The organism is Wolbachia endosymbiont (group B) of Chesias legatella (assembly GCF_964026945.1).
Taxonomy (GTDB): Bacteria; Pseudomonadota; Alphaproteobacteria; order Rickettsiales; family Anaplasmataceae; genus Wolbachia.
On the sequence record NZ_OZ034711.1, the window covers coordinates 1,291,130 to 1,314,331 of the forward strand.

Below are 23,202 nucleotides of genomic sequence, written 5' to 3' on the forward strand. Positions count from 1 at the left end.
TAAAATTTAAAACTTGGATTTGCTATCATTTTGCCACTCGTTAGTACCACAGTGGTTTTGTAATAGAACGCAAGCTGCAAAAACTTAAGGAAAAAATGGTCAGTGCTTGACACTGGCATCTAGTTCTTTCTATCAAAAATGCTGTAAAGTGTTTACCAATTTAGTTGGATCCCAGTGCTGGGATGACATCATGAGGGCTGGGATGACATTATGAAGGCCTAGCAGTTTATGACGGTGTCATTCCAGCGCGTGGCGCTGGAATCTAGTTCTTATTACCTGAGTCTTCTGGGTCCCAGTACTCGGATGACAAGAAAAGGGAGTATTGGTTTCAGCATTAGCCGTGCATCTGGATCCCAGTATCAAGTACTGGGATGACAAGAGAAAGAGGACACTGGGATAAAATTATGAAGGCCGGGATAAACACTATGAGGACTGGAATGACATTATGAAGACCTCTAGCAGTTTATGACGGTGTCATTCCAGTGTGGAATCCAGCTTTTTTGTAACTTCATTGAAAATATCGTATAGCTATTTGTTCACAATTAATTCTTCTGAATCCCAGTACTCGGATGATAAGAAAAGAAACACTGGTTTCAATATTTGCATGCATCTGAACAGATACAGATGGCTAAAATATTGAAGAAAGCATACGCGTCAAGTTAAGAGCAACTAGCCTTCTTTGACTTGTCAAGAAAGGTCTTTTTTCCCCAGATTCTATTGTCACATGCTGAAATGACATCTCTTGCTTCTTCATGTAATTATGCAAAAAGTCCTTTGAATTTTTGCAGCTTGAAAAATCTTTATAAAATTTACTTTCTTTAAATGCTTTAATCTTCTCTTCATTATTTAATGAGCCATGTTTAGAAAAATACTCATCTGTCATTTGAATATATAAACTAATCAGCTCAGGAAAAGTATAATCAGTTTTGTTGGAAGACTTTAAACACGTAATTGGCAATTTATGTATATCTTTATCAGCTTTTTTAGAATCAATACATTTATCATTCTTTCTTAATGTTGTATGCTGCTTAAAAAAGCCTTCATATTCCTCAAAATCTTCAAATACTTCTTTTTTTTGGTAATCTTTTCTTCTACCGCTTTGATCTATTTTTTCTATTTCTGTTGCAAGTTGCGCTGGCTGTTTTATCGTTTTATCTCCCTCTCGATTAAAGTACATTGTATAAGGAGTAATTGAATTTACGATTTTATATGTCTTCCAGTGGCAGCCAAAAATCTTTAGTACTAATTTGATTATCGGAGCAAGAAAAATTTTTAATTTTGCTATGAATCCAAAATAATAAAGAGAAGCTTGTTTAAGTGAACTTGCAGCATTGCTAACGATGCATCTTAAATGTATATCCTTATACTTAAAATTTTTATGAACCTCTGCAGCCACATGTCCACCTAGGCAGTCTCCAAACAATATAATATCATCTGGTTTTATACCTTTTTCCAACAAGTTAGTTACAACTGCTATACCAGATTTAACTCTATTGCTACGTATCAATGAACTGTTTTTACTTAAACCAAGTCCAGGATAATTAAAAAGATGTACAGTAATTCCTTGATCTATAGCCCAATTCCAGTTTTGGGAATAATCTTTACTAGGACTTAATGCTCTATTTCCGCCAATAAAGTATATCAGATGTTTTTCACCTCGATTATTGTTTTGATTTTTACCAAGGAGCGTCATTGTCTCTATTTTCATCCCGTTTTGAGTTCTTATAAATTCTCTCTCAGTTTGCTCTCTTATTTCTTTCATATTTTAACTCTCACTATGCTGGTTTAATTACACAACAAAATCTTAAAAAAATCAACAAACCTTAATTTATGAACAATATAAACCTTCTCAAATTCATTGAATTATGCTTTCAAACGGTAGTGCCGGGATGTGAGTATAATGATTATCAATATATAAAAGTCATAGCAGACAGGCTTGAAGCAGCAAGCGCTGGTGAAGCAAGAAGAATAATATTCAATATGCCGCCGCGTTCAATGAAGTCCATTTGTGTAAGTGTTGCATGGCCCGCATGGATACTTGGAAATCAGCCAACTGCAAGAATAATAGTTGCAAGTTATTCTCGGTTGCTTAGCGAAAAGCACTCACTCGATACAAGGTGCATAATGCAATCTGATTGGTATAGAGAGCTATTTCCGAAAGTAGAATTATGCAAAGATCAAAACACTAAATATAAATTTCAAACAGTGCAAAGAGGATGTAGGATTGCAACATCAGTTGGGGGAACATTAACCGATGAAGGTGGAGATTTCATTATCGTGGATGATCCACTAAGTCCCGCACAAGCTTTGAGCGAAACATTTAGAAAGCGTGCTGCAAACTGGTTTGATCAGGCTTTAGTAACCAGGCTCAACGACAGAAAAAAAGGAGTTATCGTTCTTGTGATGCACAGACTCCATTTAGAAGATTTAACTGGTCACCTCCTCTGTAAACCAAGAAACATATGGCATCATGTCTGTTTACCAATAATAGCTGAAGATAAGGAGATTATTTATTCAGTTAATAATCATATTCCAGAGCATGAACAGGAAATATACTCAAGAAAAGAAGGTCAATTGTTGTATTCCCTAACTGAAGGAAAAGAAGAAATTGAGATGATAAAAGCTGAACTTGGGAGTTATGGTTTTGCTGCTCAATACCAACAAAACCCTCTACCACTTTCAAGTGCTATAATTAAACGAGAGTGGTTGAAGCGCTATAAAAATTTTCCTGATAGCCTCTTGCATGTAACACAAAGTTGGGATACTGCAATTTCAACAAACAATACAAGTGACTTTAGTGTCTGCACTACCTGGACAAAAGTAGATAATACATTCTATTTACTCGATGTATATCGCGCAAAACTTGAATATCCAAAACTTAAAGAGAAAGTTCTGTCGCTGGCTGCAAGGTGGAAGCCACACGCAATTTTAATCGAAGCAAAAGCAAGCGGTCAGCAATTGGTTCAGGAGCTCAGGAAAAACAGTGATTTACCTATTATTCAAATAGTACCACATGATGACAAATTAACTCGATTTCACCGAATTGTCCCAATTATAGAATCTGAGCGGGTTTTTCTCCCTAACCAAGCAGTATGGCTTAGCGACTTTGAGTATGAGATTTTAATGTTTCCAGAAATCCGTCACGACGATCAAGTAGACAGTACCGTGCAATATCTTCAGTGGGTGAGAAATAATATTGCTAGAGTGGTAGCTATACGTTCATTGTAGCTTGAAAAGGTTCCTCGGAATTGTGTATAATTTTTTTAACTGAGCTTATTTAACTTATCCATTTTCTGAATGATATTTTAGGGTTTATTGAAATAAATACTACGCAAAAATTCTATCTCTGGGTGCTTAGATGAATATCTTTATATTAGACGAAAATCCTGTAACTGCAGCACAAATGTTATGCGATAAGCACATAGTAAAAATGCCGCTAGAAACTGCTCAATTGCTTAGCAGTGTTTTTTCAATAGCATTAAAAGAGCCAAATCCTTTAGTCAGCATTACAAACCAGAATATAGAAGTTCCATATAAACTTACTCACAAAAACCATCCTTGTTCTTTATGGGCTAGACAATCAAAAGGAAACTTTGATTGGTTAATAAAACATGGAAAAGAATTGTGTATAGAATATAGCTTGCGATACAAAAGAACGCATAAATCCGAAGAAGTTATAGATTGGTGCGATAATAACAAGGATTTGCTAATATTTCGATCAGCTGATATACAAGCTTTTACACAAGCGTTACCTGATCGATATAAATGTAGTAACCCAATAGAAGCATATAGAGAATATTACCTAAAAGAAAAGATGAGATTTGCTAAGTGGGAAAAAGGTAGAGAAGCACCAGATTGGTTGCTAGACAAAATGCTATAGGTTATAAAATTATCCAAACCGATCATAAAAAAGGTAGAATTGAAGTTGCAAAAGCAATGCTGGCTGATAATGTTGATGTTTATCAAGTTTATTGATCTTTCTATTTGTGAGATTAAAGAATTCAGTAAACTGTTATTCCCAGTATATGGTAGGCTACTTGCACTATAGAGTGTCATGTACACATCTGTACTAACAAGCAGAGGTAAATCTAAGTCAGTTTAGATATAACATTTACTTTAAAAAACTTTATTTTACGCTGATATTCTAGCGCTCTTCTGTGGTATTTTGTTGGGGTATAATTTGCAAAACTATCTTCCTTATAGGTTAAAAAATTACACTGCTTTATATGTAACTCTATCCACTCTGCATAATCCTGATGATCAGTTGCAATAAATATTTCACCTGTGACAAGTATTTTTTTTGCTAATAAATTTAAAAATTCCGTGTTAATTAACCGTCTTTTGTTGTGACTTCTTTTTGGCCATGGATCTGGAAAGAGAATAAAGAATTTTTCAACACTGTGGTCAGGAAAATTGACAATTAATTCTCTTGCATCTTCTGTCCATATTAAAATATTTTTTATGCTGTGTGCTTCTATGCTTTTTAGCAAGGAAGAGACCCCCTTTAAATAAGGCTCACATCCTATAAATAATAGATCAGATTCATTGAATGCCTGATGGAGCATATTTTCACCATTACCGAAACCTATTTCTACTCGTATTCTTTTTTGTAAGTCTACGATCTTTTTTATAGATTCCTTGCTGTTTTTAATAGAATACTTCTCCAGAACATTCAACTTCAACCTAGATCTTCTGGAAAATGACCTAATCCAATTATTATTCCTAGATAACATATCTTACATAACTTAATCTTTTATAGCTTAAACAATTCTCGAAATGAATTAATGAGAATTTACTTGTCACTAATTATTAATATTATATAATATATGAGTTCTAATGAAGTTAAAATTAAAAGGTATGGAAAGTACAGTTGCTATCAAGAGGCTATCATCAAATAGGTTCATAGAAGAGATATTTCAAGATCAATTTGATAATCAAGACAATGACTTTTGTGAAGATTCTTTTGCTAACAAAATCAAAGAAGGAGATGTGGTAGAAGGTATAATCACAAGAAGAAATTCTAATGATATTGTGGTTGATGTTGGTTTAAAGTCAGACGGAAGAATTCTGATTAAGGAGCTCGGTTGTAATGATGATATCACTGTTGGCTCGAAAATTAGAGTTTATGTTGAAAGAATTGAAGATTACCATGGTAATGTTGTTCTTAGTCGTGAGAAAGCAATCAGAGACGAAAAATGGAATAAATTGGAAGAAAGCGCAGTTACAAAAGATGAAGTAACAGGAATCATTAAACGCTCAATTAAATGCGGTTTTATTGTTGATCTTGGTGATGGAATAAGTGCGTTTTTACCGCTGAGTCATGTGGATTTGAAGCAAATAAAAGATGCTAATCACCTTATTGAAACTGAACAAAAATTCATCGTGCTTAAAATGGATAAGAAGCAGGGGAATATTGTAGTATCAAGAAAGCTGGTATTAGAGAAATTGCATGCTGGTGAAAAAATTAAGTTTTTAGAATCTTTAAATGAAGGTGATGTAGTAGAAGGCAAAATAAAAAGCATCACTCACTACGGTGCATTTGTTGGCATTCATGAATCAGATACAGTGGGAGTTATAGATGGGCTGCTACATATTACAGATATCTCTTGGAGTAATGTAAGTCATCCATCTGCAATTTTTTCTTATGGTCAGCATATAAAAACTAAAATTATAAAAATAGATAGAGAAAATGGAAAAATCTCCCTGGGTGTAAAACAATTAGGAGACAATCCTTGGCAAGATCTAGAGTCAAAATGTCCAATTAACAGCGTACACAAAGGATGTGTAACGGGTATAAAAGATTGTGGATTCATTGTTGAGATTAAACCTGGGATTGCGGGTTTGGTACACTCATCAGAAATAACTTGGAGTAAGAGTAATTTACCAATCAGTAGTTTTGTAACAATAGGACAAGAAGTGGATGTAAAAATTCTCGGTATTGACATTATTAAAAATAAGATGAGTTTAAGCACAAAAAGGTGCGTAGAGAATCCTTGGCAAGTATTTATTGATAAATATCCTCTTGGTTCTATTGTTTCTGGTAAAGTTAAAAGCAACAATGGTTCACAAATATCTGTGACTTTTGATGATTCTGAGATATCTGAGGATGTAGAAGGAACAATTTATATGCAAAATCTAAGTTGGTCGAAAAACAATTCAGATGAGATAAAAAAGTATAATGTAGGTGATGAAATAGAAGCAAAAGTGATAAGGGCTAACGTAGATCGGACAAGAATTTATCTTGGAGTAAAGCAAATAGAGTATGATCCTCTTGAAGAACTGATAGAGAAAGTTAAAGTAGGAGATAAAATTCAGGTTACTGTAAGTAAGAGAGAGGAAAATGGTCTAATCGTTGAGGTTGAGAACAATGTAACCCTTTTAGTAGATCAAGAGCATTTACCAGAAAATAAAAAGTTTTCTATATCAGAAAAAATACAAGTTGAAGTAGTAGGTGTTGAAAAATATAATATAATATTATCTGCCAAATAACTTCTTGTGCTTCATATAAATGGCAACGAAATCTGATATAATAGCAAAAGTGGCAAAAAAACACCTTTTGTTAGATAAGGTCATTATAGCAGACATAGTTGATAGTTTCTTTCGAGTGTTTTCAAACACGTTGAAATATCATAATAGAGTTGAAATCAGGGGGTTTGGTTCTTTTTCAATTAGAAGCTATAACTTGAAAGAAGCAAGTAATTTGACGTCACAGAAGGTTGCAAAACATCAATACTTTAAAACTTATTTTCGTAGCAGTAAAAAGTTATCCCTCTTGATAAATGAATAAAAATCTATATTGTAAATTTGAAAGTTGTACAATATAGCATCATATGCAAGTAGTAGAAATAGTTATACATAATAACACATATAAAATATCTTGCGAAAGTAAAAAGAAGGACCATTTATTACAACTTGCTAATAGCTTCAACAAGCTAGTTAGCTCCATATCTCAAAGAACTGGAGGTAAGGGCTCAGATGCATTAAATTTCTTACTTGCAGCATTGACTCTCGAAGACAAAATTTTAGAATTAACAAAGCGATTAGACGAAATAAATCAAGAATGCAAAAAGTATAGGGAGGAAAAAAGAGTAGAATATGCTGAAGTATTAGATAGGGTAAACAAGATTATTGGGTGCATAAGTGATTAAAGCAAGCAATCAAATCGACTACCTCACTACTCAAATCAGGGGGGAGAAGTTTCTTACGAGTGATGTAACAATATAATTCGCAATCATCAAGATCAACTATTTTTTCGTATTCAATTAGTTCACTTAAGGAAAATTTATCAAGATATTTCAATGCAAAATGCCCTAAAAGTATATCAGTTTCTTTACAACCCCTATGCCAACTCCTATACATCAGTTTTCTTCTTAATAAGGAGATATCTATCATTGTCATTAAACTTTTTTTTAATTTAAAGACTAAACTAAATACTTGTCAAGCAAGGCACATTTTAATATACTCAACGTTTGATTAAGATTTAAAACATAGGTGGAATTAATTTCTCATCAACTTAGCGCTGGAATATATTATTTTTTATCGTTTTCTTTAATAATTTCTATCATAGTATTCGTGCATGAATGTGGGCATTATATTGTCGCTAAAGCATGCAAGGTTAAAGTTGAATCTTTTTCTATAGGCTTTGGTCCTGAAATTTTTGGTTTTAACGACAAGTCTGGAACTAGATGGAAATTAAGTGCCTTTCCATTGGGTGGCTACGTTAAAATGTTAGGGGATACTAATGCAGCAAGCGTTCCTGTTGATCAACAAAAATTAACTGAAGAAGAAAAATTATACTCATTCCATACAAAACCTCGATATCAAAAAGCAGCAATAGTTTTTGCAGGGCCTTTTGCAAACATGATATTTACCGTTATAGCTTTCACAATATTTTTCAGCGTGGCAGGTTATTATCGTACTCCACCAGTAATTGGTAATGTAATTGAAGAAAGTGCAGCAAAACAAGCTGGCCTATTACCAGGTGACACTATTACACAGATCAATGAGTACAAAATAAAATACTTTGAAGATATTTCACGCGTGATAATGTCCAACCCTGAAACAAGAATAGAAATTAAGTATAGAAGAAATAACGAAGAGTACAGAACTATTCTAACTCCGTTTACAGTTGAGGATAGAGATGTCTTTGGTAACATAATAGAAAGAAAAACTATAGGAATTACCTCAATTAATATGATAGGGTTAAAACAGTCATCTTTTCTTGGAGCTGCTAGCCTATCAGTGAATGAAACCTACCACACTATGTGTTTAACAATCAAAGCACTCTTTCAAATTGTTGTTGGTAAAAGGAGTATAAATGAAATAGGTGGGCCAATAAAAATTGCAAAATATTCAGGGCAATCAGCTAAAAAGGGACTTATGATGGTTCTATATTTTATGGCAATTATTTCAGCTAATTTAGCTGCAATTAACTTGCTGCCAATACCACTACTAGATGGTGGGCATTTATTTCATTATATTATAGAAGCAGTTATACGTAGAGATTTGAGTTTGAAATATCAAAAATATGCAGTCACTTTTGGTGCTACCATACTGTTTTTGTTGATGGCAGTTGCAATCACAAATGATATTAGGCATCTTTTTTAAGATACATATGAAAAAGTTATTTCACATACTAATAATAATATTTATTTCTTTTCCCACTCTACTTGTTGCTCTAGAAAATAAAGAAAAAGTACAGATAAAAAATATTAAGTATATTGGCAATGAGCGAGTAAGTGATCAAACAATAAGGTTTTATACAAAATTAGAACCAGGTAGTCATATAAATGATGATGATGTAGATTCAATTATAAAAGATTTATATAAAACAAAGTTATTTGCTAGTATTAACGCCTATATCGATGATGAAAAAAACTTAGTAGTAAAAATTCATGAGAATCCATTGATTAACAAAGTAATATTGAAAGGCAATAAGTTATTTAACAGTAAAGAGTTGCTAAATAACGTTATCCAGTCAAAATCACTAACTATTTTCACTGAAACAAAATTACAAAACGATTTAATAAATCTAGCTACTCTTTATAGGAACAGTGGTAAAATTGGTGTTAAAATTGCATATGAGCTAGATAAGCTTGGTAGCAATAGGATAAACCTAATTTTTAAGATAAAAGAAGGAAGAACGTCTAAAATTAAGGGTTTACGATTCATAGGTAATAAAAACTTTTCAGCAAATGAGCTAGAGCAAGTTATCAAAAGGCATAGCAACGATATATTTAGTAAGTTATTTAGAGCCATTTTTAAAAGCGGAACTCATTATTCACCTCAATATCTACTGATTAACACAGAACTGCTTGATCGCTTCTATTCATCTAAGGGATATATTCAAAATAATATCCAACCAATTGTTGAGGTTGATAATAACAACCAAATAGAGTTAACTTTTTTGATTGATGAAAAGCAGCAATACTTATTTGGAAATAATGAAGTTGATATTGAAACTGAGATTCAGGATTTAAGTTTAAGGGAAGAAATATTAGAATTTATCAAAGAGGAAAATAATCAAATATTTAATAGGGTTAAAATTAACAATACAGCAGAAAAAATAAGTAAACATTTAAACGAAAAAGGATATATATTTGCAAAAGTTAATCCAGAATATACACAACGTAACAATATTGTGGATGTAACTTACAAAGTGCTACCAGGTAAAAAGATTTATATAAACCAAATTACTATTGATGGCAATGACCGCACTTTAGATAAAGTAATTAGAAGAAAACTTAGCATGGCAGAAGGCGACGCATATAACACATCTGAGATTCAAAAATCACGTAGAAAACTTATATATAGCGATTTTTTTGAAACAGTAAAAATAAATAGTTATATAGTGGATGAAAATGCAGTAAATCTTGATTTAAATGTCAAAGAAAAAAGAACTGCCTCGTTATCTTTAACAGGTGGCATGTCTCTTCCTGGTGGAGTATTTGTTAAAACCGATTTCACAGATCGTAATTTATTTGGTAGTGGTAAAGAGGTATCTTTTGCTCTTGAAAAAAGTCAATATGTTCTTTCTACTAGTATAGACGCTGTTGAAAATAATTTTAACGATTCTGATACGTCATTAGGCGTAGGTATATTTTATGAAAAACAAGATAAGCCAAACACCACTTTTGATACTTGTGACTGGGGAGGAACAGTAAAATTATCTTATAAAATTTTAGAAAATCTAACCAACTCTATTCGCTATTCTTATAAATATAACCATATACATATGGACAATAAGAGTGGAAAAGATGAGGATATCTCTGAGATAATAAGAGATCAAAAAGGTGAGTATCAGATCTCATCAGTTGGATACACGTTAGCGTACAATAAATTGGATAATCTATATACTCCAAAGGAGGGGTACTTGTTGCGCTTAAATCAGGATATTTCAGGATTGGGAGGAAATGTAAATTTCCTAAAATCTGAGTTTTTGTCTTTTTATACACGCCCTATACTAAGCAAAATTGATGATGATATAACATTGCGCTTTAAAATAGCAGCAGGTCATATTTTCTCTTATACCGATAAAGAGCTAAATATTGGCCAGCACTTTTTTAAAGGTGGTAATGAAATTAGAGGGTTTGATCTTTCTGGTATTGGACCAAGAGTAAAAGATAAGAAAGGTAAAGAAGGTAAAGAAGATAGAAGCTCATTAGGAGGCAAAACTTATTTTAATTTAACACAGCAAGTAGATTTTCCATTACCTAAATTATACGACTACACTGGTATCAAAGGCTCATTATTTGTTGATTATGCAATGCTTTTTGGCTTAGATGAAAAAGTAGGGTATAAAGGAAAATATTACGACAGTAAGCTTATAAGAGTATCACCAGGTTTTGGCTTTTCAATGCCCTCTCCTTTTGGTAGACTTAGATTAGATTTTGGGTTTCCCTTAGTAAAGGAAACTTATGATATAATACCATCACCAAACGTTAAAATTTCTATTGAAGCGGGGATTTAAATGAAATATATACAGTTATTTACATCAGTTATTGCCTTAATTATTTCCTTGTTTGTGGGGTATAAGTTTGTAGGGTATCAACCTCAGAGCACGCTTAATACAAAGGCTGCCATTATTGATAGTGACAAAGTTATCAACGAATCTCTGGCTCTGCAAAATATACAACAACAAATAAAGGAGCAGAATTCTAGATTACAGCAAGAATTTGAAAATGAGTTAGAAAAATTTAAGCCATCGAAAGAAGAATTTGACCTTTTGTCAGAGGAAGCAAAAAAAGAAAAGACAGAACAATTTAGTAAGCATACTGTAAGCGTTAGGGATAATTACGCTAAGAAAATGTCACATTTAGAAGAAAATTATAGAGAAGCAGTAGAAAGTGTCTTTAACAAGATAAAAGAAGTTGCTAAAAGAACGGCAGAAAAAAACAATATAGATTTAGTACTATTTATTTCAAAAAAGAATCAAGTTTTATACTCCATGGATGAAGTCGATTTATCGGATGTGGTATTAAAAAATGTAAACAAGGAAATACCTGAATTTGCTTTGCAAAGCATTGAGTAGGCTTATGCAATGTAATATCAATGATATTATAAAAATACTACCACATTCTTATCCTTTTCTCTTAGTAGATAGGGTTATAGAATGCGAACCTGGTAAAAGTATAAAAGCAATCAAAAATGTGACTTTCAACGAGCAATTTTTTATTGGTCATTTTCCTGGCCATCCGATAATGCCAGGAGTTTTGATAATTGAGTCTTTAGCTCAGGCATCTGCTATATGTGTTCTCGGTAAAGAAACAATAGAAAATAAAGTTGTTTACTTTATGTCTATTGAAAACGCAAAATTCAGAAGACCAGTTATTCCAGGGGACACGTTGGTTCTTCAATCCAATATAAAAAATGCGCGTTTGGGTGCACGCAAATTTGAGTGTGTTGCATATGTTGGGGAAGAAAAAGCTGCAGAAGCAACAATCTTAGCAAGACTGCAAGACAAATAAAATCTTCATCTGTAAGAAACAGTATGTACACTGTATAGTATAACAATGCAACTGAATTTCAAAATCTCATTTTCAAACTTATACACTTGTAGTGGATTAATAAAATTAGATGAGACGTTTTTAGATTATATAAAATCGTGCGATGAAAGCTTGTTTTGTTCATTAATTGAAGCAAGAGAAAAAGCAGCTTCTTCTTTGATGTCATCCCAGTGCTTGACACTGGGATCCATAGAACAACCAATGTTGGCCACTCAAATGACAGATAGTCAGTTAATAATAGACCTCTCATATTTACTTGATGAATTTATTGCAAAACTTTTTAATATTGGAAAAGAAGCAGAGGAGCTAAAGAAAAAGCACAACGACTTTGCTGCAATATATAAGTGTAAAAGGTTATTTGTTCAACGCTATGCATTAAAGAAGTACACTGATATAGCAGATATAGATATTGATTATGTTACCAGCAAATTAAATCGCTTTCTTGCCCTACCAACAACAGAAAAAAATTTTGCTGAGCAGGTGATGCGTTGGTTGGAAAATAAAGAGGATCACAAAGAAGAAATAGAACTTGCAGCGCAATATGCAGCGTGGAGAGTGAAAAATAAACAGAGTATACTTTTTAGTATTCACAGAAAAATTGATCACGAAAATCTCGTATCGTTCTTCAAAAAAGAAGTAGACGAAGTTGAGGTATTGTATTCAAGCAAAACAAAAAGACGACATGGTTTTGATCTGACAAGTGAAAAGGTGAGTTTGAATAAAGCATTGGATAATGCTCATTACTGCATATTTTGTCATAAGCAAAATAAGGACAGTTGTTCAAAGGGGCTAAGTAATAACGACAATACCTTTAAACAGTCCCCACTCAAAGTTGAATTGCACGGCTGTCCACTAGAACAGAAAATATCAGAAATGAATCTGGTGAAAAGCGAAGGGTACAGCATAGCAAGCCTTGCAATTGTGGTAATAGATAACCCATTATGTGCAGCTACTGGGAACAGAATATGCAATGATTGCATGAACTCATGCATATATCAGAAACAAGAACCTGTAAATGTGCCAATGATTGAAACAAGGATTCTAGATGATGTGCTCAGTTTACCGTATGGATTTGAAATATATTCTCTGCTTAGCCGTTGGAATCCTTTAAATTTTCAGCGTCCATTGCCAAAAGGAAACACAGGAAAAAACGTCCTAGTTGTAGGGCTTGGTCCTGCGGGTTTTAATTTAGCTCATCATTTATTAAACGATGGGCATAACGTTATCGCCATTGATGGACTAAAGATTGAACCTTTGATCGATAATTTTCAGCTAATTAAAGATTTCGAGCATGAAAAACTAAGTGAACGCACAGCTGGTGGATTTGGTGGAGTAGCAGAGTATGGCATAACCTCTAGATGGAACAAAAATTATCTAAAAATCATTAGATTTTTGCTGGAAAGACGTGAGAATTTCGCACTTTATGGAGGCATTCGTTTTGGCAGCACGATAACTGTTGATGACGCATTTAACTTGGGTTTTGATCACATTGCCTTGGCACTTGGCTCTGGTAAGCCACGAATGATCAAAATAAAAAACATGCTAGCTCGTGGAGTGCGCATGGCATCTGACTTTCTTATGTCATTACAACTGACTGGCGCTCTTAAATTTGATTCTATAGCAAATCTGCAAGTTCGTATGCCGATAGTTGTTATAGGTGCGGGGCTTACTGCGATTGACACTGCCACTGAAGCTTTAGCGTATTATCCAATTCAAGTAGAAAAATTTCTTCTTCGTTATGAAATATTGGTTGATAAGTACGGAAAAGACTGTGTTGAAAAAGATTGGACAGAGGAAGAACACAAAATTGCAAATGAGCTGATATCGCATGCACAATTGATCCAAAAAGAGCAAGAATTAGCAAAAAAAGAGAATAGAGGAGCAAAAATACTGGAGTTAATGCAGAGCCTTGGGGGAGTGAAAGTTGTATATAGAAAAGAGCTAAAAGACTCACCAAGTTATCGATTAAATAGTGAAGAGGTGCAAAATGCACTGTCAGAAGGGATTTACTTTATTGAAAATTTAGAGCCAGTTGAAGTTGTGACGGATAAATATAACCATGCTGAATCAATAAAACTAATAGACAAAAAATCCGGCGAAATTAAATGCATGAAAGCACGTTCTATTTTTATAGCAGCAGGTACTGAGCCAAATACAGTTATTGCAACAGAAGATAAAAAGCATTTTAAATTAAGTAATGGGTATTTTACTCATTTGAATTCATCAGGAAAAGAAATAGACCCAATATTTTCTCCTAAAATGCAAAATAAAGATAGAATATTAGTGTATAAGCAAGGCAATAAAACAATTAGCTTTTTTGGTGATCTTCATCCTTCGTATAGTGGCAGCGTCGTGAAAGCTATGGCAAGTGCTAAGAACGGCTACCCTATTATTTCTCAGCTTTTGAGTGGAGTGATCCAAACAGCTAATCAGCCAGCGTCACGAGCTGGAGTGACGCTGTTCCGTCAAGCTAACAAAGAATTCTTCAATAGAATCAAAGAGCAATTCACTGCAAAGGTTATAAAAGTTCAATATTTAACAGACAAAGTTGTGGAAATAGTGATCAAAGCACCACTTGCGGCAAAGAATTTTAAACCTGGACAATTCTTTAGGTTGCAAAATTTTGAAACCAATAGCAGAAAAACTCACCTCACTATGGAAGGTATAGCAGTAACCGGCACTGAAGTAGACAAAAAAAAAGGAATTATTTCCACTATTGTGCTTGAAACTGGCGGTTCCACTAATTTATGTAAATGTTTTAAAAAAGGTGAACAAATAATTCTTATGGGTCCAACTGGCAGTCCTACTGAGATTGGTTAAACCTATTTTGTACTAATTATACCATAATGTATATTATTTATTAATAAATCTATACTATAATAATGATTTTTATTAAGGTAGTATTATGACACATAAGTTAAGATTCACACTTCCAAAAGAAAGCTACTCTATAGATATAGGACCATGTTCTGCAAAAAGTAGAAAGTGTAAGGAGTTTATAGCAAAAAACGAAGACGTAGGTATGAAATTTCTTATTTCTACTAAAGATGATACTGGCAAAACAGGAAAAATGTACCTTTGTAAAGATAATAACGGTCAAGATGAGTGTACAAAATCCTACACAGTTCAATCTCCAGTAATTTATAATGATCTTTTTAATGATAGCTTTAAATACGTAAGTGTTCTTTTGGATCATGATAAAGGACATTTCACTAGGATGCGCAATGAATTCGATAAATATGATATTGATTACACAGTTATGGATGACGGTAAAACACAGAATATGCTGTCAGAGGATTTTATGATCTAATTTTCATTATACAGCTACTAAAGAGCTTTGTTGATTCCAGTGTCCGCTACTCGAATGCCGTCATTACAGTACTTGATACAGGGATCTATAGCTAAAACAATTTAAGATTCCGCTACGTGTTAGTGGAATCTATGCTGAGACACCGCGGCGGTATCTAAAAAAAGCGTTAAAGACTAGATTAGCAAAGAATTCTTTAATAGAATCAAATATTGCGAAGAGCATAAAAGTCGAATGAGTGCATTGAAAACTGGCAGCTCCATTAGATTTATGCAGATACTTAAAACAAAGAAAGTAAATCACTCTCAACTATCAGACTTACTGAAGTTCTGGATATTGAATTGATGCCAAATTTTATTTCAAAAAGTAAATAATTTACTAACGCTCGTGCACAAATTAAAAATAAATTATGCACGAGTGTAGCACTGTGAATTAGGAATGCTATATTAAAGCTTACCTCACTATTAAAGCTATCGGTCAGATTAGATTAAAAACCTAATCTGACCGGTTTCTCTATAACCTTCTAAACTCTGATATAATTATATGGTAATTAGCTTAACTAGTGGTTAATATGCAAATTGATTTTATTTGTATGTTGAGGTAGCATAAACCATACTGTTTTACATCATTGTGCAACTTTATAAATTTTTATTGCTATTTCTGTTGACTACATTAATAGTGATAGTCCTAATATTACCTGAAAATTTAGGTACTACACTGAATTGCTCTCATCCAGTTCTAAATTTTGATTTATCTTTTCGTATCGTACTAATATCTTTTTTATCAGTTGCATTTTTAGCTGTTCTACCAACACAAAATTTGACTTTTTCAGAGATGCTATCTTTTTTTGCTTATACTACCTGCTCACTCTGTGCAATTTTATCCAAGCAGATAATGTTGGTTATAATATTCTTTGAATTAATGACCATCAGTGCATTTTTTATTATCGCAGCTAGCTGTAGAGATAGTGGATCTGCAATAAGGTACGCTTGTGTACACTTTTTGGTTGGAGTTATATTGACAGCAGGATTGGCACTTCAAAGCACTAACCTGATAATTTTGGGTTTATTGATAAACTGCGCTTGTTTTCCTTTTTCGTTTTGGGTTGTTGATGCATATCCTGCTGCATCACTACATGGCACTACATATCTCTCTTTATTTACCACTAAAGTCTCTTTTTTAGTGATGCTTTTACACACTTACACCCTATGGCAAGATTGTACTGAAATATTAGCACTTGTAGGCGCCATCACTGTAATTTACAGCATTATATTTGCTTCTCTTGAGCAAAATATTCGTAGATTTCTATGCTATAATGTTGTAGGACAAATGGGCTTGCTGATTATTGCAGGAGGTTTACTCAGCCCTTCGGAAAAGGCAATACCAATTTTGATGCTACACATAATTTTCTCTCTTGTTTATCAATCATTATTGTTTGTGGTTAGCAATGCGATTATTTCGCGGACAAAAACAATTAGTTTTAATGGAGTGGGTAAATTGATGTCAGTCGAAGGCATGTGTGCTATAATTGCGATATTCACAGTGGCTGCATTTCCTGGAACCGTTGGATTTATTAGCAAATCATACATTACAGGCGAGATTGAAGCAAGTGGTGCTAATTTAGAAGTGTATAAAAATTTATACAAGATTCTAAATTTACTGCTTTATTTAAGCGTGGGACTCAAGTTTTTCTATTACATATTTATCGCTAAAAGCAAGTCCAAACCTTCAGAAGGGAAAGAAGGTAGAATAACAATGATTATTTTAGCATTCATATGTATAATTGCTGGCAACCCTTACTTGCCTATTTACAATAACCCTTCGATTTTCGATTTTGTGTACAACACAAAAAATATTTTGTCGCAATTTAATTTGTTATTATGTACCACTTTATTGTTTATTCCTTTACGCAAGTTATTTTACCCAAGAATAAATTTTAAAATGGATATTGATTGGATTTTTAGAGCTTTCGTACCCTATATTGTCTTGCTGTTCAATCAATTGGTCTTTAAAGTGAGAGAAATGTCTGCCAACGTACTGCAAAACTTGACTAATTCACTTACTAATTTATACTTTAATAATATTACTAAACTTAAAGAAGTGCTAAGTTATAACTCAGTGAGTTTTGTTTCAGCTTCTTCTCTCTTTTTAATGAGTATTCTACTAATGCTATTATGTTTAAATCGTTAACTGAAAGTTTAAATTCTGTATTTAGTAAACTGAGAGGAAAGTCGATCATTTCTGAAGATGATTTTAATCTTGCCATGCGTGAAATACGTATAGCTTTAATTGAAGCTGACGTTTCACTTGAAGTTGCAAAAAAATTCATCAACGACATTAAAGATAAAGTGATTGGGGAAAAAGTCATAAAAAGTGTTTCTCCAGCACAAATGATAATTAAAATTGTGCAGGATAATTTAGTTGCAGTTCTCGGATCAGAGAAAAGTGACTTAAATCTAGCAGTTAAACCCCCTGCTGTGATTATGATGGTGGGCTTACAAGGTGCAGGTAAAACAACTACCTCAGGAAAGCTTGCTTTCAAGCTAAAAAAGCAAAAGAAAAAAGTGATGCTTGCCTCTTTAGACATTTATAGGCCGGCTGCCCAGAAACAACTTGAGGTGCTAGGTAAACAGATAGACGTACAAACTTTATCTATAGTAATAAATGAGGAGCCTATTGCAATTACAAAAAGGGCACTGGCAGCAGCAAAGAACGATAATTATGATGTATTAATACTAGACACCGCAGGCAGGCTTCATATTGACAATAATATGATGAATGAGTTGAAAGCCGTAAAGGAAATAGCTTCACCTGCAGAAGTTATTTTAGTAGCCGACGCAATGATAGGCCAGGATGCGGTCAACATTGCCAAATCATTCAATGAGGTAATAGGTGTAACCGGCATTATTCTCACCCGTGTTGATGGTGATGCACGTGGTGGTGCTGCTCTTTCTATGAAAATGATCACCGATTGTCCAATTAAATTTATTGCTTGTGGTGAAAAATTAAGTGACCTCGATGATTTTTATCCCGATAGAATTGCAAAAAGGATACTTAGCATGGGTGATGTTGTATCATTGGTTGAAAAAGCTGCTGAGATTGTTGGTCAGGAAGAAATTGATAAGTTACAAAAGAAAGTAAAAAAGGGTAAATTCGACCTAAACGACCTAGTGGGAATGTTAAAAACTCTGAGTAAAATGGATGGCATTAGCAACATAATGAAATTCATCCCTAGTTCATTCACAAAAAAGCTAAGTAGCAGTGTGCCAGACGACAATAAAGTGAAAAAATATATAGCCATCATAAACTCAATGACCGAAAAAGAAAGGCAAAATCCAGATATTTTAAATGGCAAAAGAAGACTTAGAATTTCTAAGGGGTCCGGAACAAGTGTAACTGACGTTAATCTTCTAATTAAGCAGTATAATCAAATGAGCTCTATGGTGAATAAATTCAGTAAAATTGATCATAATAAACTCAAAGAATCTGATTTAATGGATATGCTGAGCAGAAAATAAATCAGCAGGTAGTAGAATGAAATAAAATCATCAGTTGTAATTGCTGTTGAGTAGTGAAGTAACAAATTCAATAAATTTCCGCAGTTGGAATTGGCATAATAATAAAAATTGATATAAGTTACTTTAGCTATATTTAATGCGTTGTTTTATAGCTAACACACCATACCACCGTGGCACTACACTAGTAACAGAACGACAATTGTCAGTAGCTCAAGTTAGGCTAGATATGGCATTCACAATATCGTTTGTAAACCTATAGCTATATATAATGAATGAATTTTTTTATATATTCGTTATTAGTATTTTGTATTTCTTGGACAGTTCCGTGGTAGATAATATTCCCTTCGTATAATACTGCTATTTTATCAGCTATTTTAAATGCACTATGAATATCATGTGTAATCGTGATAATTGTAGGGTTAAAGTCTTTAGATAATTTTATTATTATCTCATTTACCATATCTGACATAATTGGGTCCAATCCTGAAGTTGGCTCATCCAATACAATAATTTCTGGATTGTGCGCAATCGCCCTTGCAAGTGCTACTCTTTTTTTCATTCCGCCTGATAGCTCGATTGGAAACATATCTGCTATGCTTTCCTCCAGTCCAACATCATTTAACTTCTCGATTGCTAGCTGTTTTGCCTCCTTTTCGCTGATATTAAAGCGCTTTTTATAATTAAAAGATATATTTTCCCACACTGTAACGTAGTCAAATAAAGCAGAATTTTGAAATAAGACTCCAAACTTATTTTTGCTTTCACTATTTATTTTAATAGACCCTGAGTCTGGTTTTAGCAATCCAATGATTATTTTTGTTAATACAGATTTACCACTTCCTGAGCCGCCAAGTATGACTAATGATTCCCCCTTCGATATATTAAAACTTATGTTGTTTAATATCGTTCTATCATCAAAAGACAAGCTTAGGTTCAATATTGATATTATGGGGCTATACATGTATCAAAGTAATCAAGTAGTTTGCTAAAATGATCAATATGGACGAAAAAACAACAGTTGATGTTGTAGCAACACCTACTCCTCGTGCACCTTCTCTACAATGGTAACCGTAATAACAACTTGAAACAGAAATTATAGCACCAAAAGCAGTCGCTTTCATTAGCCCAACAACAAAATCGTTTATATTAAAGAATTGAGCTGTATATTTTATGTATATATTTAAATTGTGGTTAAATTCAAAGACTGCGGTGACATACCCTCCAAATATTCCTATTAGATCTGCACATACTGTAAGTATTGGAAATACTATAACTGACGCTAGAATTCTTGGTGCAATTAAATATTTGAAAGGATTGATGTCCAAAGTTGTAAGTGCATCTATTTGTTCAGTGATGCGCATCGTGCCAATTTCTGCTGCAATTGAGGACCCAACCTTTCCTACCATTATTAAGCTAATCAAAACTGGCCCTAACTCTTTAATGATAGTGATCGTAACAAGCTTAGGTACTACTTGTTCTTGATTAATCAATAGACCACTTAAGCTACTTTGTAAAACTATCACCGCTCCTATAAAAACTCCAGTGAGCCCAACAATTGGTAAAGAGAAAAAGCCTATCTCTATAATTTGTTTTGCTACATTGCTAAAATAATACGGTGGCACAAAGCAGTGGTATAGAGATTGAATAAAAAACACAAATGCGTTACCAAGCCTCAACAGAAAGTTGATAAAGCACCTACCGATTATTCTAACACTGTTTACATCAAAGGAACTCACTTTGCATTTATCTTAGCTAAAAATTAGTTTTACTGATTTTATTAAAATTTTTATTAACTCTATCGCAGAGTATAGTCAAGATATATCTTAAGTTCAATATACTTTGATCAAAATGCTTGAGTTTAAGTTTATAAGACTGAATTGTATAAGAAAACCTTACTTATTTCGCTATTTACTTCTTGTAAAAAACATGCTACTAATAAATTGTGTTATATAATTGAATTGGAGTAAGTTTTGGCAGTTCCGAAGAGAAAAAAGTCAAAGTCAAGGCGTAATATGCATCGTTCTCATCATGCTATTAAGCCTAAGAATATTGTGGTATGTGCAACAACTGGAGAATTCATGTTGCCTCACAACATAGCAGTTGACAATAGTTACAAAGGAAAACGTGTTTTCATTAAACAAAAGGCGGAGTAACTCATGATATGTTACCCACGGTCAACAACAACATAGTTATCGCACTTGATGCTATGGGAGGGGATTTTGCACCTCTTTCCGTAATTCAGGGTGCTAGTTTTTTCTTGGATAATCTTGTTGATCCAGGTGTTGAAGTTTTTTTTCATATTTATGGAGATCAGAAAGAAATATCTCCTTTGCTTTCAAAATACAAAAAAGTAATCGATAACTCCGAATTTACCCATTGCTCTGATAATGTTCTTCCAAATGATAAACCCTCTTTTGCACTGAAACATCGCAAAGATTCAAGTATGAAGGCAGCTGTTGAAGCAGTGAAAAAAGGTAAAGCTTTTGGAATGGTGTCTTCAGGCAACACTGGAGCATTGATGGCTATCTCCAGATTTATTTTAGGAACATTACCCAATATCTATCGTCCTGCTATTGCATCTGTCTGTCCAACTAAGACAAAAAGCTTTGCATTGCTTGATCTTGGTGCAAATGTTGACTGTAATACTGACTCATTATTTCAATTTGCATTAATGGGGAGTATATTTGCAAAAATAGCATTAAAAGTTGAAAATCCTGAAGTAGCTTTGCTAAACATTGGTACAGAAGAAGTGAAAGGTACTGACTCAGTAAGAGGAGCTTTTGAGTTACTCAAAAATGCTCCAAGTATTAACTTCAAAGGATATATAGAGGCAAGTGAATTTTTAGATGGTAATATAGACGTAATTGTTGCTGATGGTTTTGTTGGTAATGTAATGCTCAAGACAGCTGAGGCAACTGCTGGTACTTTTATCAGTCTAATAAAACAGGAAGTATTTAATTCATGGATGACAAAAATGCTTGTCGGCATATTGTTGAAATCCAAGCTAAATAAAGCATTAGAGCGTTTTAATCCTAAAATTAGAAGTGGAGCTATGTTTCTAGGGCTAAATGGTATCATTATAAAGAGCCACGGAAATTCTGATGCTATTTCTTTTGCTCACGCTATAAAATTTGCAGTAAATGCAATCAGTGAAAATTTAAACCAGAAGATAATTAACGGGGTAAGTCATATTGAATAAAAGTTTCATATTGAGCACTGGTTCTTACCTACCAAAAAAAATTTTGAGTAATAACGAAATTGCATCGATAGTTGAAACAAACGATGAATGGATAAGGCAAAGAACAGGAATAGTTCAAAGACATATAGCAGATGAAGGAGAACTAACGTCAGATTTAGCTGTTAATGCAGCGAAAAATGCTATAGAAAAAGCGAAAATTTCAATAGATGAAATTGGTTTGATCATAGTTGCAACAACAACACCTGACAAAACTTTTCCTAGCTGTGCAACGATTATACAAAGTAAATTAAAGTGTAAAAACGCATTTGCTTTTGATGTACAGGCAGCATGCTCTGGTTTTATATATGCAGTTACAGTTGCTGATTCACTTATAAAGTCTAACGATAGAATTAAATACGCGCTTGTTATTGGTGCTGAAATAATGTCTAGGATTGTTGATTGGGAAGATAGGTCAACTTGTGTACTCTTTGGTGATGGTGCTGGTGCAGTGATAATGAAATCAGAAATGAGTAGCAGTAGCATTATATCAACAAACTTACACTCTGATGGCAATGTGGACTTATTATGTACAAACGGAGGAATATCCTCTACTCGTGATTCTGGAAAGATACTTATGAATGGAAGAGAAGTGTTTAAACATGCAGTAGAGAAATTAACAGCCTCAGTAGAGGAAACTCTAAAATGCAATAGTTTGAAGATTACTGATATTGACTGGTTAATTCCCCATCAAGCAAACATTCGCATTATTGAAGCAGTAGTAAAGAAATTAGATTTTCCTATAGAAAAAGTAATTAATACAGTTGATAAGCATGCAAACACCTCAGCAGCGTCAATTCCACTAGCCTTAGACTATGCAGTACAAGAATCAAAAATAAAGTCAGGAAATCTGATATTGCTGATTTCAATAGGTGCAGGTTTAGCCTGGGGTTCTGTGTTACTGCGCTATTAGACTTCCTATTACCCACGCTTCTTTTTTCTCAATTTTATCGTTACATGCTGTACTGACAAAGTTTTGAGATATTATCACAAACATTATATTCACAAGAAATACTTGACTTCACGTGTACTAAGAAGCATTTTATATATGATGTGTGCCCGTAGCTCAGTTGGATAGAGCAACAGCCTTCTAAGCTGTGGGTCGTAGGTTCGAATCCTACCGGGCACATTCTTCTA

General features: G+C 33.5%; 21 protein-coding genes and 1 tRNA gene. 17 read left to right on the forward strand and 5 right to left on the reverse strand.

Annotation, left to right across the window (positions count from 1 at the left end; genetic code table 11):
• Positions 1-628 precede the first annotated feature (628 nt).
• Positions 629-1,762, reverse strand: a complete 1,134-nt coding sequence (locus AAGD65_RS05995) for an alpha/beta hydrolase (protein WP_264682584.1) — start codon at positions 1,760-1,762, stop codon at positions 629-631.
• 68 nt (positions 1,763-1,830) lie between these two features.
• On the opposite strand from AAGD65_RS05995, the gene terL reads away from it, so the two are divergent.
• Together terL and AAGD65_RS06005 are read left to right on the forward strand one after the other, a co-directional pair.
• Positions 1,831-3,228 carry a phage terminase large subunit gene (gene terL, locus AAGD65_RS06000; protein ID WP_264682583.1) on the forward strand — a complete coding sequence of 466 codons (1,398 nt, stop codon included), beginning with the start codon at positions 1,831-1,833 and terminating at the stop codon, positions 3,226-3,228.
• A gap of 130 nt (positions 3,229-3,358) precedes the next feature.
• On the forward strand, positions 3,359-3,880 hold the full coding sequence (locus AAGD65_RS06005; protein WP_006013204.1) for a pyrimidine dimer DNA glycosylase/endonuclease V: 522 nt from the start codon (positions 3,359-3,361) through the stop codon (positions 3,878-3,880).
• A 208-nt stretch (positions 3,881-4,088) separates the two neighbouring features.
• Here AAGD65_RS06005 and trmB read toward each other — a convergent pair whose 3' ends face one another.
• On the reverse strand, positions 4,089-4,733 hold the full coding sequence (gene trmB, locus AAGD65_RS06010) for a tRNA (guanosine(46)-N7)-methyltransferase TrmB (RefSeq protein WP_264682581.1): 645 nt from the start codon (positions 4,731-4,733) through the stop codon (positions 4,089-4,091).
• 103 nt (positions 4,734-4,836) lie between these two features.
• Here trmB and AAGD65_RS06015 point away from each other — a divergent pair, with 103 nt between their 5' ends.
• From AAGD65_RS06015 to AAGD65_RS06025, 3 genes are read left to right on the forward strand one after another with little or no spacing between them, the layout of a single operon-like run.
• The gene (locus AAGD65_RS06015; protein ID WP_264682580.1) at positions 4,837-6,489 is read left to right on the forward strand and encodes a 30S ribosomal protein S1; all 1,653 of its coding nucleotides are present in this window, start codon (positions 4,837-4,839) and stop codon (positions 6,487-6,489) included.
• 19 nt (positions 6,490-6,508) lie between these two features.
• Positions 6,509-6,787, forward strand: a complete 279-nt coding sequence (locus tag AAGD65_RS06020) for an HU family DNA-binding protein (RefSeq protein WP_010404234.1) — start codon at positions 6,509-6,511, stop codon at positions 6,785-6,787.
• Between the two features lie 43 nt (positions 6,788-6,830).
• A complete protein-coding gene (locus AAGD65_RS06025; RefSeq protein WP_010404232.1) occupies positions 6,831-7,148 on the forward strand; it encodes a cell division protein ZapA in 318 nt (105 codons plus the stop codon).
• Here AAGD65_RS06025 and AAGD65_RS06030 read toward each other — a convergent pair.
• Entirely contained in the window at positions 7,126-7,392 is a 267-nt protein-coding gene (locus AAGD65_RS06030; RefSeq protein ID WP_010404229.1) for a succinate dehydrogenase assembly factor 2, read from the reverse strand. The two genes, AAGD65_RS06025 and AAGD65_RS06030, sit on opposite strands and share 23 nt — an antisense overlap.
• Positions 7,393-7,491: 99 nt before the next feature.
• Between AAGD65_RS06030 and rseP the strand changes: the two genes are divergently transcribed.
• The 8 genes from rseP (at position 7,492) to ffh (ending at position 18,830) form a co-directional block, all read left to right on the forward strand.
• Positions 7,492-8,607, forward strand: a complete 1,116-nt coding sequence (rseP, locus tag AAGD65_RS06035) for an RIP metalloprotease RseP (RefSeq protein WP_010404225.1) — start codon at positions 7,492-7,494, stop codon at positions 8,605-8,607.
• A 7-nt stretch (positions 8,608-8,614) separates the two neighbouring features.
• A complete protein-coding gene (gene bamA / locus AAGD65_RS06040) occupies positions 8,615-10,969 on the forward strand; it encodes an outer membrane protein assembly factor BamA (RefSeq protein ID WP_264682579.1) in 2,355 nt (784 codons plus the stop codon).
• Entirely contained in the window at positions 10,970-11,530 is a 561-nt protein-coding gene (locus tag AAGD65_RS06045; RefSeq protein ID WP_264682578.1) for an OmpH family outer membrane protein, read from the forward strand.
• Positions 11,531-11,534: 4 nt separating this feature from the next.
• Complete coding sequence (fabZ, locus tag AAGD65_RS06050) at positions 11,535-11,966, forward strand: 3-hydroxyacyl-ACP dehydratase FabZ (protein ID WP_264682576.1); 432 nt, start codon at positions 11,535-11,537, stop codon at positions 11,964-11,966.
• A gap of 45 nt (positions 11,967-12,011) precedes the next feature.
• Entirely contained in the window at positions 12,012-14,825 is a 2,814-nt protein-coding gene (locus AAGD65_RS06055; protein WP_264682575.1) for an FAD-dependent oxidoreductase, read from the forward strand.
• Positions 14,826-14,910: 85 nt separating this feature from the next.
• Positions 14,911-15,315 carry a hypothetical protein gene (locus AAGD65_RS06060; protein WP_264682574.1) on the forward strand — a complete coding sequence of 135 codons (405 nt, stop codon included), beginning with the start codon at positions 14,911-14,913 and terminating at the stop codon, positions 15,313-15,315.
• A 627-nt stretch (positions 15,316-15,942) separates the two neighbouring features.
• Complete coding sequence (locus tag AAGD65_RS06065; protein ID WP_341810918.1) at positions 15,943-17,502, forward strand: proton-conducting transporter membrane subunit; 1,560 nt, start codon at positions 15,943-15,945, stop codon at positions 17,500-17,502.
• Positions 17,487-18,830 carry a signal recognition particle protein gene (gene ffh, locus AAGD65_RS06070; RefSeq protein WP_264682570.1) on the forward strand — a complete coding sequence of 448 codons (1,344 nt, stop codon included), beginning with the start codon at positions 17,487-17,489 and terminating at the stop codon, positions 18,828-18,830. The genes AAGD65_RS06065 and ffh overlap by 16 nt, the downstream gene beginning before the upstream one ends.
• Before the next feature lie 259 nt (positions 18,831-19,089).
• On the opposite strand, the gene AAGD65_RS06075 is transcribed toward ffh, so the two are convergent.
• Positions 19,090-19,791 (reverse strand): ABC transporter ATP-binding protein, encoded by a 702-nt coding sequence (locus AAGD65_RS06075; RefSeq protein ID WP_010405332.1) that lies wholly within the window; start codon positions 19,789-19,791, stop codon positions 19,090-19,092.
• Complete coding sequence (locus tag AAGD65_RS06080; RefSeq protein WP_029237671.1) at positions 19,784-20,566, reverse strand: MlaE family ABC transporter permease; 783 nt, start codon at positions 20,564-20,566, stop codon at positions 19,784-19,786. Before AAGD65_RS06080 ends, AAGD65_RS06075 begins: the two co-directional genes overlap by 8 nt.
• Positions 20,567-20,800: 234 nt before the next feature.
• On the opposite strand from AAGD65_RS06080, the gene rpmF reads away from it, so the two are divergent.
• The 4 genes from rpmF (at position 20,801) to AAGD65_RS06100 (ending at position 23,194) form a co-directional block, all read left to right on the forward strand.
• Positions 20,801-20,983, forward strand: a complete 183-nt coding sequence (gene rpmF, locus AAGD65_RS06085) for a 50S ribosomal protein L32 (RefSeq protein WP_006014434.1) — start codon at positions 20,801-20,803, stop codon at positions 20,981-20,983.
• A gap of 8 nt (positions 20,984-20,991) precedes the next feature.
• The gene (gene plsX, locus AAGD65_RS06090; RefSeq protein WP_264682563.1) at positions 20,992-22,029 is read left to right on the forward strand and encodes a phosphate acyltransferase PlsX; all 1,038 of its coding nucleotides are present in this window, start codon (positions 20,992-20,994) and stop codon (positions 22,027-22,029) included.
• Entirely contained in the window at positions 22,022-22,978 is a 957-nt protein-coding gene (locus AAGD65_RS06095; RefSeq protein ID WP_264377619.1) for a beta-ketoacyl-ACP synthase III, read from the forward strand. Before plsX ends, AAGD65_RS06095 begins: the two co-directional genes overlap by 8 nt.
• 142 nt (positions 22,979-23,120) lie before the next feature.
• A tRNA-Arg gene (locus tag AAGD65_RS06100) sits at positions 23,121-23,194 on the forward strand.
• Positions 23,195-23,202 lie beyond the last annotated feature (8 nt).